Genomic DNA, 18,244 nt, shown 5'->3' on the forward strand with positions numbered 1-18,244 from the left:
AAGCTGGCGGCATGACTGCCCGCACGCCCGCCGACCGCCGCCAGCAGGCGATCGCCCTGCCACCCGTTCCCGAGGCCGATGCCACTGACATCGCGTCTTTCCTCGACGCCATCTGGGCCGAGAGCGGCCTCGCGCGGCCGTCGCTGGACAGTTACCGGCGCGACCTGGAGGGGTTCGCACGCTGGCGGAACGGTCGCGAGGGCGGCCTCGGCGCGGCGGACCGGGCTGCACTGTTCGACTACCTGGCCTGGCGCACGCGCGCCGGCTATTCGCCGCGCAGCAATGCGCGGTTGCTGTCGGCCCTGCGCGCGTTCTTCGCCCATCGCCTGCGCCGTGGCCTGCGTGGCGACGATCCGACGGCACTGCTCGATCCCCCGCGCCTGCCGCGCTCGCTGCCCAAGGCGCTGGCCGAAACCGAGATCGATGCGTTGCTCGGCGCGCCCGACATCGCGACGCCGCTGGGCCTGCGCGATCGCGCCATGCTGGAACTGATGTACGCGGCCGGCCTGCGCGTCAGCGAACTGGTCACGTTGCCGGCCACCGCCGTCAATTTGCGGCAGGGCGTGTTGCGGGTTACCGGCAAGGGCAGCAAGGACCGGCTGGTGCCGCTGGGCGAGGAGTCGCAGCACTGGCTGGAAACCTACCTGGCGCAGTCGCGGCCCGCGTTGGTCGGCAAGCGCAGCGTGCCCGCCCTGTTCGTCGGTGCGACGGCCGAGCCACCGAGCCGTCAGCAGTTCTGGGCGCTGGTGAAGCGGTACGCCGCCGCGGCCGGCATCGACCCGGTCCGCATCAGTCCGCACGGGTTGCGGCACAGTTTCGCCACCCACCTGCTGAACCGTGGCGCCGACCTGCGTGCGCTGCAATTGCTGCTTGGCCATAGCTCGTTGTCGACCACGCAGATCTACACGCTGGTGGCCCGCGAGCACCTGAAACAGCTGCACGGACGCCATCATCCGCGGGCGTGAACCACGTCACGCTGGCGGAGGGTTAAGCCGCTTCGCCACCTCGCTGTGCCAGAATCCCTGCCTGTTCCTGCCAGCCAGCCGCCCTGCGGCTTATTCCGGATGCCCTTGATGCCCCGCCTGATCACCGCTGCCCTGCTGGGCGCCCTGAGCCTGACCGCCTGCGCCCAGGCCCCGCAACCGCCCGCCAAGGCTGAAGCCGCCGCCGCGCCGGCGCCGGCTGCGCAGCTCAAGCCGGGGCAGGGCGCCACGCCCGACGAGCGCGCCCGCTCTGCGCTGGCGCAGCTCAATGCGCGGGTCAAGGTCGATTACGTGGGTGCTGCGCCGCTGCCGGGATTCCGCGAGGTAATCGCCGGTGGGCAGTTGCTGTACGTCAGCGACGATGGCCGCTATCTGGTGCAGGGTTCGGTGATCGACCTGCAACAGCAGGAAGACGTCATGCAGAACAGCGCGGCGCTGGCTGCATACCGCACCCAGCTGATCGCCACGATCCCGCACAGCGAGAAGATCGTGTTCGCGCCGCCGAACGCCAAGTACACGGTCACCGTGTTCACCGACATCGAATGCGGCTACTGCCGCAAGCTGCATGAGGAGATTGCCGAGATCAACCGGCAGGGCATCGCGGTGGAGTACCTCGCGTTCCCGCGCATGGGCCTGGGTAGCCAGGACCACAAGGACATGATCTCGGTCTGGTGTGCCCCGGACCGCAGGCGCGCCCTGACGGACGCCAAGGCCGGCAAGTCGATCCCCTCGCGCGACTGCAAGAACCCGGTGACGATGGAGTACGACGTCGGCCAGCGAGTCGGCGTGAGCGGCACCCCGGCCATCTTCTCGGCCGAGGGCGTCCAGTTGGGCGGCTATCTGCCCCCAGCCACCCTGCGGGCCAGACTGGACGAGCTGGCGGCGAAAAAGGCCCCGGCCGCCGCCGCCGGCGCCGCCCCCTGATCCGAACGAAGCCGGCGCCGCGCCGGCTTCGCTACAATAGCGGGCCCCGTCCTGACGGCACGCCCCCACGGTTCCGGACATGATCGTCCTTGAAGGCCAACCGGCCTTGTCGCACTTCCGCCGCGCGCGGCTCGAATCCAAGCTCCAGTCCATTGCCTCCGGTGTCCGCATCCGCGGGGCCTGGCATGTCTACTTCGTCGAACCCGAGGCCGGCGCGACGCCGGACCTGGCCACGCTGCGCCGCATCCTGCAGGCGGGTGACCAGGACGAGGCGCTGGCCGACGGCGCCGTCTCGCGGTTCGTCACGCCGCGCCTGGGCACGCTGTCGCCGTGGGCGAGCAAGGCCACCGAACTGCTGCGTGGCGCCGGCCAGCCGGTGAAGCGCGTCGAGCGCGGCCTGCGTATCGACCTGGAAGGCTGGGACGACGCCTCGCCGACGCTGGCCAAGGCGCTGCACGATCCGATGACGCAATCCCTGCTGGCCACGCGCGAGCAGGCGCAGGCGTTGTTCACCGCGCCAGCGCGTGGCGAACTGGAACGCATCCCGCTGGCGCAGCTGGAAGCGGCCAACGCGCGGCTGGGCCTGGCGCTCGCCGACGACGAGATCGACTACCTGCGCACGCGCTACACGGAACTGGGCCGCGATCCGGCCGACGTCGAACTGATGATGTTCGCGCAGGCCAATTCCGAGCATTGCCGCCACAAGATCTTCAATGCCAGCTGGACCATCGACGGCAAGGACCAGGACCGTTCCCTGTTCCGGATGATCAAGCACACGCATGCGCAGACGCCGGAGCACACGCTCAGCGCGTACAGCGACAACGCGGCGGTGATCGAAGGCTACGCATCGGCGCGCTTTCGTCCCGATGCCGGCGGCCAGTACCGCCTGGAAGCGACCGTCGACTCGGCGTTCTGCATCAAGGTGGAAACGCACAACCACCCGACCGCGATCGCGCCGTTCCCCGGTGCCAGCACCGGTGCCGGTGGCGAGATCCGCGACGAGGGCGCGACCGGCCGCGGCGGCAAGCCGAAGGCGGGCCTGACCGGCTTCTCGGTCTCGCACCTGCGCATCCCCACGCTGCCGCAGCCGTGGGAGGCGCCGCGCGCGCTGAACCCGCGCATGGCGCCGGCGCTGGAGATCATGCTCGATGGCCCGCTGGGTGGCGCCGCGTTCAACAACGAATTCGGCCGTCCCAACCTGCTCGGCTATTTCCGCAGCTTCGAGCTGCCGGAAGGCGCCGGCCTGACGCGCGCCTACGACAAGCCGATCATGTTGGCCGGTGGCCTGGGCGCGATCGACCGCATCCAGGTGGAGAAGAAGACGCTGTCGGCGGGCGATGCGGTGATCGTGCTCGGCGGTCCGGCGATGCTGATCGGCTTGGGTGGCGGTGCCGCCAGCTCGGTCGCATCCGGCGAAAGCGCCGAGGAGCTCGATTTCGCCAGCGTGCAGCGCGACAACCCGGAAATGGAGCGCCGCTGCCAGGAAGTCATCGACCGCTGCGTGGCGATGGGCGACGACAACCCGATCCTGTGGTTCCACGACGTCGGCGCGGGCGGTCTGTCCAATGCGATCCCCGAGCTGCTGCACGACTCCGGCGTCGGCGGCGTGATCGACCTGGGCAAGGTGCCCAGCGACGATCCTTCGCTGTCGCCGATGCAGCTGTGGTGCAACGAATCGCAGGAGCGCTACGTGCTGGGCGTGCCGCAGGCGCGCCTGGCCGAGTTCGCTGCGCTGTGCGAACGCGAGCGCTGTCCGTTCGCCGCGGTCGGTGTGGCGACGAAGGAAGAACACCTGGTGGTCGCCTATGGCGCCACGCCGGGCAACATCCCCGCCGATGCACCGATCGACCTGCCGATGGATGTGCTGTTCGGCAAGCCGCCGAAGATGCACCGCGACACCGCCTATCCGGACGCGCCCAAGTGGCCAGCGCTGCAGACGTCGTCGCTCGATCTGCGCGACGCCGGACTGCGCGTGCTCGCGCATCCGACGGTCGCGTCCAAGCAGTTCCTGATCACCATCGGCGACCGCAGCGTCGGTGGCCTGACCGCGCGCGACCAGCTGGTCGGCCCGTGGCAGATGCCCGTGGCCGACTGCGCGATCACCCTAAGCGGCTATGAAGGGTTCGTGGGCGAAGCGATGGCCATCGGTGAACGCACGCCGCTGGCGCTGCTGGATGCCGCCGCCGCCGCCCGCATGGCGGTCGGTGAAGCGATCACCAACCTGTGCGCCGCGCCGGTCGAATCGCTGCATCGCGTGAAGCTGTCCGCCAACTGGATGGCCGCCGCCGGTCATCCCGGCGAAGACGCGCTGCTGTTCGATGCGGTGAAGGCCGTCGGCATGGAGCTGTGTCCGGACCTGGACATCAGCATCCCGGTCGGCAAGGACTCGCTGTCGATGCAGGCGCAGTGGCATAGCGACGGCCAGGCGCAGAAATCGGTGTCGCCGGTGTCGCTGATCATCAGCGCGTTCGCGCCGGTGACCGATGTACGCCAGCAGCTCACGCCGCTGCTGTCGCGCGAAGACGACAGCGATCTGTGGCTGATCGGCCTGGGTGCCGGCAAGAAGCGTCTCGGCGGTTCGGTGCTGGCGCAGGTCTACCCGCAGTCCGGCGGTGACGGTGCGTGGCCGGCGTTCGCCGGCGGCGATCGTGACGAGAGCGTGCCGGACCTCGACGATCCGCAGCGCCTGCGCGACTTCTTCCATTTGATCGCCGATGCGCGCGAGGCCGGGCTGCTGCTCGCGTACCACGACCGCAGCGACGGTGGTGCCTTCGCCGCGCTGTGCGAAATGGCGTTCGCGTCGCATCGTGGCCTGGACATCAACCTCGACGGCTGGGGCGACGATGCCTTCCGCACGCTGTTCGCCGAAGAGCTGGGCGCGGTGGTGCAGGTGGCCGATGAAGACCGTGCGGCGTTCGCCGACCTGGTCGAGCGCCACGCGCTGACCGAGTGCGCGCAGCGCATCGCACGCCCGACCACGGCGTCGGCGATCCGCGTGCAGCAGGACGGCGACGTGCTGGCCGAATGGCGCTGGGAAGAGTTGTTCGATGCCTGGTGGTCGGTCACGCATGCGATGCAGAAGCTGCGCGACAACCCCGAGGCCGCCGACCAGGAGCGCGACACCGCGCGCCAGTTCGGCCGCACCGGACTGAAGCCGAAGCTGTCGTTCGATGCCGGCGACGATGTCGCCGCGCCTTTCATCGCCACCGGCGCAAGGCCGAAGGTCGCGATCCTGCGCGAGCAGGGCGTCAACGGACAGATCGAGATGGCGTCGGCGTTCACCCGTGCCGGCTTCGATGCGTTCGACGTGCACATGAGCGACCTGATCAGCGGTCGCGTGGCACTGGACGGTTTCAGCGGCCTCGCCGCCTGTGGTGGCTTCAGCTACGGCGACGTGCTGGGCGCGGGCCGTGGCTGGGCGACGTCCATCCTCGAACGCAATGCGCTGCGCGATGCGTTCGCCGCGTTCTTCGCGCGGACCGACACGTTCTCGCTGGGCGTCTGCAACGGCTGCCAGATGATGAGCCAGCTGAAGGACATCATCCCCGGTGCGGAGCACTGGCCGCAGTTCCTGCGCAACCAGAGCGAGCAGTTCGAAGCCCGCGTGGCGTTGCTGGAAGTGCAGGAGTCGCCGTCGGTGTTCTTCCGCGGCATGGCCGGTTCGCGCATCCCGGTGGCGGTGGCGCATGGCGAAGGCCGCGCGTCGTTCGCCGGCGCGGTCGACCAGGCCGCTGCCCGCGTGTCGTTGCGCTACGTGGACGGCGATGGCGCGGTTGCGATGACGTACCCGCTCAATCCGAACGGTTCGCCCGACGGCATCGCCGGCCTGGCCAGCGACGACGGTCGCGCGACCATCCTGATGCCGCACCCGGAACGCACCCCGCGCAGCGCCAACCACAGCTGGTATCCGGCCGGCTGGCCGGACGATTCGCCGTGGCTGCGCATGTTCCGCAACGCGCGGGTGTGGGTGGGATAAGCGCAGGTCCATCGGCGTCGTCCGCAGGAGGGGAAAGGCAGGCGCCTTTCCCCTCTTTGTTTTTGCGGGTCCGATTCGCTACCGTCGCGGCATCACTTCAGGGAGGACGTGCGGATGGGATGGTTTGATCGCTTCAGGCGCGGTGGACGGGACGGCAAGGCGGAGCCCGTCGGCATGACGCACGCCGGGTCCCCCACCAACGCGGCGCCCGCCGGCTTCCGGCTTCCGGCATCGCTCGGCCTTGCGGACGACGTCGAGGCCGAGCTCCGCGAACGCGCGTGGCAATGGGTCGTGCGGGGCGACGACGATGCGTCGGCGTTCGTGGAAAGCATGGAAGAGGAAGCGGAAGCGTGGGGCCTCGACGATTCAAGGATCGAAGGTGCATTCGCGGCCGTCGTGGCGGCACGGCGCGCACAACAGGCGCACTGGGATCCTGCGGCGACCACCGCATTGACGCGTGCGTTCGCGGCGCTGGCCGAACGTGGCATCGTGGCGCGCGAGCATTTCAGCTGCTGCGGCACCTGCGCGTCGGGCGAGATCTTCGACGAGCGCGACGACAGCCGCACCTGGCGCGGCTACATCTATTACCACCAGCAGGATACCGACCGGCTGATCGAGGACCGCAGCACCTACATCGGCTACGGCGCCTTCCTCGATGCGTGGACCACCGAAGCCGAATGGAAGGCATTGCCGGAGGCGCAGCGCGATCAGCGCTATGCGCAGATCGTGACGGCATTGATGCGCGAGGACGTGATTCCGGTGCTGGAGGCGCATGGCGCCACGGTCGCGTGGGACGGCAACCTAGGCACGCGTATTCATCTGGCCAACGTGGACTATCTGGTCCGCCTGCCGTAACGCGCGGACGACAGGGGCCGCCGGTCGGACCTGCTAAAGTCGGGCACCTGAAGGAGGCCTTCCGTGGACGCAGCTGCGCTGGACAATCCGCTTTCCGACGACGAGCGCATCGTCGCCGCGCTGCTCGGCCGCGGTCGGCTGAAGGAAGCCGACCTGGCGCGTGCGCGACGGCTGCAGGAAGAGACGGGCGGAGGCCTGCTGGCGCTGCTGTCGCGGCTGGGCCTGGTCTCCGAACGTGACCATGCGGAAACCGCGGCCGAAGTCCTCGGGCTGCCGCTGGTCACCGTGAAGGACGCACCGGATGCGCCGCCGGAATCGCTGGCGCTGTCGCAGCGTTTCCTGAAGCAGTTCCATGTCTGTCCGGTGGGCGAGGACGAAACCCACGTCGACCTGCTGATGGCCGATCCGCAGGACCAGTACGCGATGGACGCCGTGCGGTTGGCCACCGGGCGTATGGTGCGGCCGCAGGTCGCGCTGCGTTCCGAGATCGGCGACCTGATCGAGCGCTATTACGGGCAGGGCCGCAGCGCGATGGGCGCCATCGTCGAGAACGCGGACGGTGAATCCACCGTCGACCTGGACGACGTCGAGCATCTCCGCGACCTCGCCTCGGAAGCGCCGGTCATCCGGCTGGTCAACCTGGTCATCCAGCGTGCGGTCGAACTGCGCGCGTCCGACATCCATATCGAGCCGTTCGAGAACCGGCTGAAGGTGCGCTACCGCATCGACGGCGTGCTGGAGGAGGGCGAGAGCCCACCCGCCAATCTCACCGCCGCCGTGATCAGCCGCGTCAAGATCATGGCCAAGCTCAACATCGCCGAGCGCCGCCTGCCGCAGGACGGCCGCATCATGCTGCGCGTGCAGGGCAAGGAACTGGATCTTCGCGTCAGCACCGTGCCGACCGCGCACGGTGAAAGCGTGGTGATGCGTCTGCTCGACCGCGAGACGGTGGTGTTCGACTTCAAGAAGCTCGGCTTCACCGATGCCTTCCTGCCGCAGTTCCAGAAAGTGCTGGAGCAGCCGCACGGCATCCTGCTGGTCACCGGTCCCACCGGCTCGGGCAAGACCACCACGCTGTACACGGCGCTGAGCAAGCTCAACACGTCGGACGTCAAGATCATCACGGTCGAGGATCCGGTCGAATACCAGATCGAGGGCATCAACCAGATCCAGGCCAAGCCGCAGATCGGACTGGATTTCGCCCACGCCCTGCGCAGCATCGTGCGCCAGGACCCGGACATCATCATGATCGGCGAAATGCGCGACCTCGAGACCGCGCGCATCGCCATCCAGTCCGCGTTGACCGGCCACCTGGTGCTCAGCACGCTGCACACCAACAATGCGGCCGGCGGCATCACCCGCATGCTCGACATGGGGGTGGAGGATTACCTGATGACCTCCACCATCAACGGCATCCTCGCCCAGCGCCTGGTGCGCCGGCTGGAGCAGACGCATGCGGAGAAGTACGCCGCCTCGCCCGAGGAAATCGAGAAGTTCGGCCTGCGCCGCTTCCAGCCGCAGGGCGAGATCTTCCTGTATCGACCACGCGGTTCGGCGATCGCGCCGACCGGTTATCTCGGCCGCACCACCATCGTCGAGTTCCTGGTGATGAACGACGCGATCCGTCGCGCGATCATGCGCCACGCCGGCATGGGTGAGATCGAACAGCTGGCGCGCGAGAACGGCATGCGCACGATGTACGAGGACGGCATCGTCAAGGCGCTGTCCGGCGAGACGACCATCGAGGAAGTGCTGCGCGTGACCGAGGAGGGCTGAGCGCGTGAACAGGATCGTGGCGGGAGGCGTGCTGGCGCTGGCCGTGTCGGCGGTGACGGGCGCGGCGTGGGCAGGCAAGGCGGCACCGAAGCCGATGGCCCGCGGCGAGCTGCCCGCCGGCTTCGCCATCGGCAGTGCTTCGCCGTCGCTGGCGCTGCAGGTCGAAGTAGTGGACGGGAAGGTCGCGGCGTCCGCGCCGGCCGGCGACGCGCCGGGCAACCTGCGGGCGGCGCGCAGTGGCGACGCCACCCAGACCACGCTGATGGTCAGCAGCACGCTGCCGGTGTCGATCAAGTTCGACCTGTACGTGTCGACGGATGGCGAGACCTTCACCTACACCAGCAGTTGCGGCGTCACGCCGGGCATCTCGTCGTTCGAGATGTGGGAACGGCCGGTGACGCATTTCGCGATGGGCAATCCGCGCGTGCTGCCCTCGGGCCGCATGGCCTGCGACTGACGACTGGCCTTCCGCAAAAAAGAAAGGGCCCGGCATTGCCGGGCCCTTCTTCGTTGCGACAACCGGGTTACAGGTCGATACCGAAGCCCACGCCGGCCGACTTCTCGTCGCCACTGAACGCACCACCGATGCTGAAGGACGCGCGTTCGCCGATCGGCTTCGAGTAGCCCACGGACAGGGCGTTCTCGCCGTTCTGCCAACCCGCGCCCACGGCGACCCGTCCACGCGGACTGCGGCTGCCGGCGGCGTTGATCGCCATGTTCAGCATCGCCGAACTCATCGCGCCCATCCGGTCGAGACGGCGGTCCTGCTCGGAGAAGCGACGGTCCACGTCACCGCGGAAGGCGTTGAAGTCGTCCTCTAGGGCTTTGACCTGGAAGTCGGCGTAGGCCTTCGCACTGGCCAGCGTGCTCGCCGAGGACTGGTCGGTGTAGGACTGCGCGCTGCTGAGCGTGTTGGCGTCGCCTGCATCGGCGTAGGACGCGGCCGCGGCGGGGACATCGGCCGTGGCGGTGGCGTCGGTGGGCGCCGCGACCGCAGGTTGGCCACTGGCCACGGCGCCGCTACCGGCGGTATCCGTGGTCGTCGCCGTACCGCGCGTGGGCGTGGACGCGTTGCCACCCGCACCGGCGGTTCCACCCGCATTCGTCGAGGCGGTATCGCCGGTCACCTGGCCTTGGCTTGCCTGGGTCGGCGGTGCCGCGCTGGCCGACGCGGTGGTCGTGCCGCTGGTCGATCCGTTGTACATGCCGTACAGCTCGTTGAGCTTGGCGTCGACCGCGGTGAACGCCGCGCCCACGTTGTTGTACGTCGTGCCCTGGATCGTGTAACTCGGCGCGATGAACATGCCGCCCGAGAACCCGGCGCCACCGCCCAGCGAACTGGCGACGGAGCTCAGCTGCGACAGGTTCACCGCGTCGGTCGCCTGGGTGCCGGCGGCGACGTTGGTGATCTGGCGCTCGCTGCCGGCGCTGCCGACCGACACCGTGTCTTCGCGATCGGCGACCGAATCGCCACCGATGGCCACGCTGTTGTCGGCTTCCGCAGTGGCCAGGTTGCCCAGCGCCACCGCGTTGAAGCCCGGCGTGTACGCACCGCCACCGACCGCGACGGAGTAGTCACCGGAGGCCTCGGTCGGGAGGAAACCGAAGAACGCGCCGCCGACCGCCACGCTGTTGTCGCCACTGGCGACCGCATTGGATCCCAGCGCGGTGCTGTCGTAGTTGCTGGCGACCGCACCGAAGCCGAGGGCCGTCGCGTTCTCCTGCGACGCCTCGGCGCCGTAGCCGATCGCGGATGCCCCGAGCGCGGACGCATTGCTGTAACTGCCGACGGCCGCCGAGCCGTCACCGGAGGCATCGCTGCGGAAACCGGTGGCGGTGGCCTGCAGTCCGGACGCCGAGCTCTCGGTGCCGGTGGCGGTGGCATAGGCACCGGATGCGGTCGCGCCTGCGCCCGTCGCCGTCGCGCCGCTGTCGCTGGCGACGGCACCGGCGCCGAGTGCGGTGGCGTCGTCGGCCGTCGCTTCCGTGCTGGCGTAGACCGGATTGCCGTCCTCGTCGAGCAGCGGATCCCCGTTGTCGTCGAACAGCTGGCGCTGTCCACCGACCGCGACCGATCCCGCGCCGGCCGCCTGCGCGCCGGTGCCGCTGGCGACGCTGTTGGTGCCGCTCGCGGTGGCGTTGAAGCCGGTGGCCGTGGCGCCATCCGCCAGTGCGAAAGCACCGGAGCCGGTGGCTGTCGCACCCGTACCGTCAGCCAGCGCCGCCGAGCCGGTCGCCGTCGCATAGTCGCCGTTGGCCGTGGCGTCATCGCTGCCATCGCCCGCGCCGTTCGCCTTGAAGTAGCGCGTGGCGTTTTCCGAGGCTTCCGCCAGGGCGTTCAACTGGTCCAGGTTCACCGCGTCCGTGCCTTCGGTACCGGCAGCGACATTGGTGACCTGCCGTTCGGCACCGACATCGCCGACCGAGACAGTGTTGTCGCGATCGTTCCACGAGTTCGCACCGATCGCGACGCTGTTGGTCGCCGCAGCCACCGAGTTCACGCCCACGGCCACGCTGTCGTCGCCGTCGGCGTAACTGTTGTGGCCGAGTGCGGTGCTGTACTCGCCGGTCGCCCAGGCCCCGTTGCCGAAGGCCGAACTGCCGGTCCCGCTGGCGCGCGTGTTGATCAGGCCGAAGAACGTGGTGCCACCGACGGCCGTGCTCTCTTCGCCGCCCGCGCTCGCCGCTTCGCCCACGGCGGTCGCGCCGCTGCCGGCCGCATCGGCGCCATAGCCGAACGCCGAGGCGAAGTCGCCGCCTGCGCTGCTGTAGCCACCGACGGTGGTGGACGCCAGTCCGCCCGCACTGCTGCGGAAGCCGACTGCGGTGGACTGCGTTTCGGACGCGGAGGCTTCCGTGCCCAGTGCGGTGGAGTACGCGCCGGATGCATTCGCACCCGCGCCGACCGCACTCGCGCCGACCTCACCGGCGATCGCGCCGGCCCCGATCGCCGTGGCGTCATCCGCCGTGGCCTCGGTGCTGGCATAGACCGGGTTGCCATCCTCATCGAGCAGCGGATCGCCGTTCTCGTCGAACAGCTGGCGCTGGCCGCCGACCGCGACGGCACCGGCGCCGTTCGCCTGCGCACCCGCGCCGTTGGCCACACTGTTCTCGCCGGTCGCGGTCGCATTGAAGCCGGTCGCCGTCGCGCCGTTGGCGATGGCGAACGCGCCGGAGCCGGTCGCGGTGGCGCCGACGCCGTCGGCCAGCGCGGCTGAACCGGATGCCGTGGCGTAGTCGCCGTTGGCGGTGGCGTCATCGCTGCCATCGCCTGCGCCGTTGGCCTTGAAGTAGCGCGTGGCGTTCTCCGAGGCTTCGGCCACCGCGTTGAGCTGATCGAGGTTTACCGCATCGGTGCCCTCGGTTCCCGCCGCCACGTTGGTGATCTGGCGTTCGCTGCCGGCGCTACCGACGGAGACGGTGTCCTCGCGATCCGCAACCGAGTCGCCACCGATGGCGACGCTGTTGTCGGCTTCTGCGGTAGCCAGGTTGCCCAGTGCGACCGAATTGAAGCCGGGCGTGTACGCGCCACCACCGACGGCGACGGAGTAGTCACCGGAGGCTTCGGTCGGCAGGAAGCCGAAGAACGCACCACCGACGGCGACACTGTTGTCACCGCTGGCGATGGAGTTCGACCCGAGCGCGGTGCTGTCGTAGTTGCTGGCGACCGCACCGAAGCCCAAGGCCGTCGCGCTGTTTCCGCTGGCCTCGGCGCCATAACCAAACGCCGATGCGCCGAAGTTGGACGCGCTGCTGTAGCCGCCAATCGCGGTTGCGGCATCGTCCGAGGCGTCGCTGCGGAAACCGACCGCCGTTGACTGGATGCCGGAAGCAGAGGCTTCGGTACCCACCGCCGAGGAGTAGGCGCCGGATGCCGTTGCACCCGCGCCTACTGCGCTTGCGCCCACGTCGCTGGCGACTGCACCCGCACCGACAGCCGTGGCGTCATCCGCGGTCGCTTCGGTGCTAGCGTAGACGGGATTTCCATCTTCATCCAGTACCGGATCGCCGTTCTCATCGAGCACTTGGCGCTGACCGCCCAAGGCGATCGAACCAGCGCCGGAGGCCTGCGCGCCTGCGCCATTGGCGACGCTGTTTTCGCCGGTCGCCGTCGCGTTGAAGCCGGTCGCCGTCGCGCCGTTGGCGATGGCGAACGCACCGGAGCCCGTTGCCGTCGCGCCGACGCCGTCGGCCAGCGCGGCCGAACCGGACGCCGTGGCGTAGTCGCCATTGGCCACCGCGTCATCCGAGCCGTCGTTGGCGCCGTTCGCCTTGAAGTAACGCGTGGCGTTCTCCGATGCTTCGGCAACTGCATTCAACTGATCGAGATTCACCGCGTCGGTGCCTTCCGTGCCAGCAGCCACGTTGGTGATCTGACGCTCGCTACCCACGTCGCCTACCGAGACGGTGTTGTCGCGGTCGGCCGTCGAGTTGGCGCCGAGTGCCACGCTGTTGTCGCCCAGCGCCGTGCTGTAGAAACCCACGGCGGTGCTGTTGTCGCCGCTGGCCCACGATTCCGCACCGAGCGCCGTGGCGTAATCGCCGGGCGCGTAGGAGAAGAAGCCGGCCGCGGTGCTTTCCAGTCCCGAGGCTTCGGCCAGGCTGCCGGCGGCCAGGCTGTAGTCGCCTGCCGCGATCGCGCCGGAACCGAACGCCGCCGAGCTGAAGCCGCTGGCCTGCGTGTAGACGAGCAGGCCGAAACCGGGGATCAGGTCCGCCGGCCCGCCGACGGCCACGCTGTAGTCGCCGGTGGCGCCACTGGCATGGCCGAAGCTGGAGGCGTACGAGCCGGTGGCCGTGCTGCCGTAACCGAACGCCGAGCTGGCCTCGCCACTCGCTTCGCTGAGTACGCCGAACGAGGAACTGCCGAGGGCCGACGCCAGGCTGCCGGAGCCGACCGCCGTGGCGCCCAGGCCGGAGGCCACGGTGCTGACGGTGATCGGATTTCCATCGGCATCGAAGGCATCCACCTGGCCGCCAATGGCGATGCTGGAATCGCCGGTGGCTTCAGCGCTGCTGCCGTTGGCGACACTGTTCGCGCCGGTGGCGGTGGCGTTGAAGCCGGTGGCGGTGGCGCCGTCGGCCAGCGCGAACGCGCCCGAACCCGTGGCGGTTGCGCCTACGCCATCGGCCACGGCGGCCGAACCGGACGCGGTTGCGTAGTCGCCGTTCGCCGTTGCGTCGTCAGTGCCATCCTCTTCGCCGTTGGCCTTGAAGTAGCGCGTGGCGTTCTCCGAGGCTTCGGCCACCGCGTTGAGCTGATCGAGGTTTACCGCATCGGTGCCCTCGGTTCCCGCCGCCACGTTGGTGATCTGGCGTTCGCTGCCGGCGCTACCGACGGAGACGGTGTCCTCGCGATCCGCAACCGAGTCGCCACCGATGGCGACGCTGTTGTCGGCTTCTGCGGTAGCCAGGTTGCCCAGTGCGACCGAATTGAAGCCGGGCGTGTACGCGCCACCACCGACGGCGACGGAGTAGTCACCGGAGGCTTCGGTCGGCAGGAAGCCGAAGAACGCACCACCGACGGCGACACTGTTGTCACCGCTGGCGATGGAGTTCGACCCGAGCGCGGTGCTGTCGTAGTTGCTGGCGACCGCACCGAAGCCCAAGGCCGTCGCGCTGTTTCCGCTGGCCTCGGCGCCATAACCAAATGCCGATGCGCCGAAGTTGGACGCGCTGCTGTAACCACCGATTGCCGTTGCGGCATCGTCCGAGGCATCGCTGCGGAAACCGACGGCCGTTGACTGGATGCCGGAAGCAGATGCTTCGGTACCCACGGCCGACGAGTAGGCACCGGACGCCGTCGCGCCCGCGCCTACTGCGCTTGCACCGACATCACTGGCGACTGCACCTGCACCGACAGCTGTGGCGTCATCCGCGGTCGCTTCGGTGCTGGCGTAGACGGGATTTCCATCTTCATCGAGCACCGGATCGCCGTTTTCGTCCAATACTTGACGCTGCCCACCCACCGCAACAGCGCCGGATCCCGATGCCTGCGCACCGGCACCACTGGCGACGCTGTTCTCGCCGGTGGCCGTCGCGTTGAAGCCGGTCGCCGTCGCGCTGTTGGCAATGGCGAACGCGCCGGAGCCCGTTGCTGTCGCACCGACGCCGTCGGCCAGTGCGGCGGAGCCGGATGCCGTGGCGTAGTCGCCGTTCGCTACGGCGTCATCCGAGCCGTCGTTCGCGCCGTTGGCCTTGAAGTAGCGCGTGGCGTTCTCCGACGCTTCGGCAACTGCGTTCAACTGATCGAGATTCACCGCATCGGTGCCTTCCGTGCCGGCCGCCACGTTGGTGATCTGTCGTTCGCTGCCGGCGCTGCCGACGGAAACGGTGTCCTCGCGATCAGCGACCGAATCGCCACCGAGTGCCACGCTGTTGTCGGCGGTCGCCGATGCCAGGTTGCCGATGGCGGTGGCATTCGTGCCCGGTGCCCATGCGCCGCCACCAACAGCGGTCGAGAAGTCACCCGACGCCTCGGTCGGCAGGAAGCCGAGCAGCGAACCACCCACGGCAACGCTGTTGTAGCCGGAGGCGATGGAGCCGGAGCCGAGTGCGGTGCTGTCGCCACCGCTGGCATCGGAGCCGTAGCCCACCGCCGTGTCGAAGCTGCCCGATGCATTGGCGAATCCACCGACCGCCACGGTGGCGATGCCGGTGGCCGTGCTGGTGTGGCCCGCGGCCAATGCCTGCGTACCCGATGCCGTGGACGAACTGCCGAAGGCGCCCGCGTAGGCGCCCGTGGCGCTGCTGCCGGTGCCCACGGCGCTTGCGCCGGCGCCCGTCGCGTTGGCCTGCGTACCGACTGCCGTCGCGTTCGCGCCGGTCGCATTGCTCTGGCTGCCCAGCGCGGTCGCGCCCTGCGCGGTCGCGTTGCTGTCGTAGCCCACGGCAGTGGCGTTCACGCCCTTGGCTTCGGCGTAGCCGCCGATCGCCGTCGCGCCCGCCTTGTTCGCGATGGTCTTGTAGCCGACCGCGACCGCATGGCGGCCGGACGCGTCGACGTTATCACCGCAGGACACGGCGTTCTCGCCGGGCCGGCCATCGATGATGGGATTTCCACGCGAGTCCACGCAGAAGGCAGGCCCCGTTCCGATCTGCGGCTTGTCGTTGTGCGGCTGGCCTTTCTGTTTGTCGTGCGCCAGCGCCGCGCCGAACGGCGCACCTGCAAGCAGGGCCGACACGAGCAGCGTCACTCCCAGGCGCGCACGCACGCGCGCACCGGACGACATCACGCCATGCGCGCGCCGCGCGAACTCGGAGGCCACCACCAGCATGCCGAGGGAGGGGTTCCACACCTTGCTGTAAATCCTGTTCATGGATCACGTCCTTCATCTGTGTTTTCGGGGGAATACGACAGCGCCATGCCTTGCTGCGGCACGGGGATTCGAAGCGGACTACGTCAGGGGAAAAGACAACAGGGCCGGCGACAGGGGAGACGCGCGGCCGCGTTGCACGAAGCGCTGGATAGGAAGATGACGAGAGAGTGAGTTCCGTGCCGTTGGCCGCGAACATGGCGCGGCGTGCGCGAGCGAAGTGACGCAGGCGTGGTGCCAATCGAAAGGCGTGCAAGTGAAGCAGTGAAACAAAAAATCGCGTTGGCGAAAGATTTCCGCATTCCCCATCCCCTCATCCCGAGATGACGCTCAACAACTCCGTGTGATCGAACACTACAACCGCGTTGTGCAATTTGCGAGAGATTTGCTACGTTCGTATCAACGCGATGAAACCGCTGAAAACAAGGCGTTAACGCCATGTGTAGATGGTGTGTAGAGCGTGTAGTCGCCGCGTGAAGAGTGTCGTGACAAGTAAACAGGGGTACATGCACGACCCGCTTGAAATGGAGGTCGCAAGTCGTTGAGTAAGCACGTCGTAAACGGGTTACCCAGTTCGTTCATCCTTGTAGACATGGAGTAGTTCAAGTGAATCAGAAATCCTCATCTCGCATTTCGCGTCGTCGTCCCCTTGTTGCTGCACTCGCCGCAATCGTCACATTCGGAGCCTTCGCGGCGACCGCGTCCGCAGGCGATGTCAGCACCGCCGGACTGCGCGACGGTGAAACCTACGACCGGTTCATCGTGAAGTACCGTGACGGCAGTACGGCGCGTGCGAGCAGCGCCTCCCTGCAGCGTTCGCTGGTCGGCGCGGTGTCGCGCGCTGCGCTTGGACCCGCGAACGGAAAAGCCGTGAGCGCCGCGAAGCTGCGCCGCCTCGGCATCGGCGCCGAACTGGTGCAGACCTCGCGCAAGCTGGATCGCGTGGAGGCGGAGAGCCTGTTGCGCCAGCTGGCGACCGATCCCGACGTGGAGTTCGTCGAGGTCGATGCGCGCCGCTACGCGCGCCTGGTGCCGAACGACACCTACTACAACCAGTATCAGTGGCATTTCAAGGATCCGGTCGGCGGCATCAACCTGCCGGCGGCGTGGGACAGTGCGACCGGTGCGGGCGTCGTCGTCGCCGTGCTGGATACCGGCATCACGACGCACAGCGATCTGGATGCGAACATCCTGCCGGGCTACGACTTCATCAGCGACACCTTCGTCTCGCGCGACGGTGACGGGCGCGATGCGAATCCGCGCGACGAAGGCGACTGGAACCCGGTCGCGGGCGAGTGCTACACCGGTTCGCCGGTGCAGGACAGCAGCTGGCACGGCACGCACGTGGCCGGCACGGTGGCGGAAGTGACCAACAATGCGAAGGGCATGGCGGGCGGCGCGTTCAACGCCAAGGTCGTGCCGGCGCGCGTGCTCGGTCGCTGCGGCGGCTACACGTCCGACATTTCAGACGCGGTGATCTGGGCCTCCGGCGGCACCGTGGCGGGCGTGCCCGCGAACGCCAATCCGGCCGAAGTCATCAACCTCAGCCTGGGCGGATCGGGTGCGTGCAGCGCGGTCGAGCAGAACGCGTTCAACATCGCGATCGCCAACGGCAGCACGGTGGTCGTGGCAGCGGGTAACGATGCAAGCAACGTCAGCGGGTTCTCGCCCGGCAACTGCACCGGTGTGATCACGGTGGGCGCGACGCGCATCACCGGCGGCATCGCCTCGTATTCCAACTACGGTGCGCGCATCGACATCTCCGCACCAGGCGGTGGCGGCGGCGTGGACGGCAACCCGGGCGGCTACGTCTGGTCGACCGGCAACGATGGTGCGACGGTCCCCGCAGGCGAGACGTACTTCGGCATGGGCGGCACGTCGATGGCAGCGCCACACGTGGCCGCGGTCGTCGCGCTGATGCAGAGCGTGGCGGAAACGCCACTGACGCCGGCGCAGGTACTGGCCACGCTGAAGTCGACCGCGCGTCCGTTCCCGGTCGCGCCGCCGGCGAACCGGCCCATCGGTGCCGGCATCGTGAATGCCGCGGCGGCCGTGCAGGCAGTCATCGGTGGCGGCGAGCCGCCCACGGCGACCGTGCTGACCAACAACGTTGCCGTCGGTGGCAACACGGGCGCGAAGGATGCCGTGGTGCAGTACGCGCTGGTGGTGCCGGCAGGCGCACGCAACCTGTCGTTCATCAGCTTCGGCGGCAGTGGCAATGCCGATGTCTACGTGAAGTTCGGCAGCGCGGCCACGGCGACGAACTACGACCTGCGTTCGGTGCGGCCGGGCAACAACGACGTGGTGAACATCGCGACGCCGCAGGCGGGCACGTATTACGTGTCGCTGGTCGGCAAGACGAAGTTCTCCGGCGTCAGCGTGCGCGGCAGCTTCACCGCACCCTGACGTACTGC

8 protein-coding genes are annotated in these 18,244 nt (G+C 68.7%); 7 read left to right on the forward strand and 1 reads right to left on the reverse strand.

The annotated features are described in order from the left end of the window. The first annotated feature begins 11 nt into the window (after window positions 1–11). The 6 genes from xerD to IB225_RS10300 all read left to right on the forward strand — a co-directional run bounded on the left by xerD (window position 12) and on the right by IB225_RS10300 (window position 8,971). Window positions 12–965: a site-specific tyrosine recombinase XerD gene (gene xerD / locus IB225_RS10275; RefSeq protein WP_192311159.1), complete on the forward strand. Its 954-nt coding sequence runs from the start codon at window positions 12–14 to the stop codon at window positions 963–965. Window positions 966–1,073: 108 nt separating this feature from the next. Continuing rightward, the gene (locus tag IB225_RS10280; protein ID WP_192311160.1) at window positions 1,074–1,907 is read left to right on the forward strand and encodes a DsbC family protein; all 834 of its coding nucleotides are present in this window, start codon (window positions 1,074–1,076) and stop codon (window positions 1,905–1,907) included. 79 nt (window positions 1,908–1,986) lie between these two features. Continuing rightward, window positions 1,987–5,883, forward strand: coding sequence for a phosphoribosylformylglycinamidine synthase (gene purL, locus IB225_RS10285; RefSeq protein WP_192311161.1), 3,897 nt, complete (start codon window positions 1,987–1,989; stop codon window positions 5,881–5,883). 174 nt (window positions 5,884–6,057) lie between these two features. Further along, window positions 6,058–6,738 (forward strand): hypothetical protein, encoded by a 681-nt coding sequence (locus tag IB225_RS10290; RefSeq protein ID WP_192311162.1) that lies wholly within the window; start codon window positions 6,058–6,060, stop codon window positions 6,736–6,738. 63 nt (window positions 6,739–6,801) lie between these two features. Continuing rightward, complete coding sequence (gspE, locus tag IB225_RS10295) at window positions 6,802–8,514, forward strand: type II secretion system ATPase GspE (RefSeq protein WP_192311163.1); 1,713 nt, start codon at window positions 6,802–6,804, stop codon at window positions 8,512–8,514. 4 nt (window positions 8,515–8,518) lie between these two features. Continuing rightward, entirely contained in the window at window positions 8,519–8,971 is a 453-nt protein-coding gene (locus IB225_RS10300; RefSeq protein ID WP_192311164.1) for a hypothetical protein, read from the forward strand. A gap of 67 nt (window positions 8,972–9,038) precedes the next feature. On the opposite strand, the gene IB225_RS10305 is transcribed toward IB225_RS10300, so the two are convergent. Continuing rightward, entirely contained in the window at window positions 9,039–15,833 is a 6,795-nt protein-coding gene (locus IB225_RS10305; RefSeq protein ID WP_192311165.1) for an ESPR-type extended signal peptide-containing protein, read from the reverse strand. A gap of 603 nt (window positions 15,834–16,436) precedes the next feature. Here IB225_RS10305 and IB225_RS10310 point away from each other — a divergent pair. Then, a complete protein-coding gene (locus IB225_RS10310) occupies window positions 16,437–18,236 on the forward strand; it encodes a S8 family peptidase (protein WP_345776609.1) in 1,800 nt (599 codons plus the stop codon). Window positions 18,237–18,244 lie beyond the last annotated feature (8 nt).

The sequence above is a fragment of the Pseudoxanthomonas sp. PXM02 genome, assembly GCF_014851805.1.
Classification (GTDB): Bacteria; Pseudomonadota; Gammaproteobacteria; order Xanthomonadales; family Xanthomonadaceae; genus Pseudoxanthomonas_A.

What these genes read in the sequence shown, in the direction of transcription:
- IB225_RS10280 (WP_192311160.1), top strand. Translation starts at nt 1,074, where the DNA reads ATGCCCCGCCTGATCACCGCTGCCCTGCTGGGCGCCCTGAGCCTGACC.
- purL (WP_192311161.1), top strand. Translation starts at nt 1,987, where the DNA reads ATGATCGTCCTTGAAGGCCAACCGGCCTTGTCGCACTTCCGCCGCGCG.
- xerD (WP_192311159.1), top strand. Translation starts at nt 12, where the DNA reads ATGACTGCCCGCACGCCCGCCGACCGCCGCCAGCAGGCGATCGCCCTG.
- IB225_RS10305 (WP_192311165.1), bottom strand. Translation starts at nt 15,833, where the DNA reads ATGAACAGGATTTACAGCAAGGTGTGGAACCCCTCCCTCGGCATGCTG.
- IB225_RS10290 (WP_192311162.1), top strand. Translation starts at nt 6,058, where the DNA reads ATGACGCACGCCGGGTCCCCCACCAACGCGGCGCCCGCCGGCTTCCGG.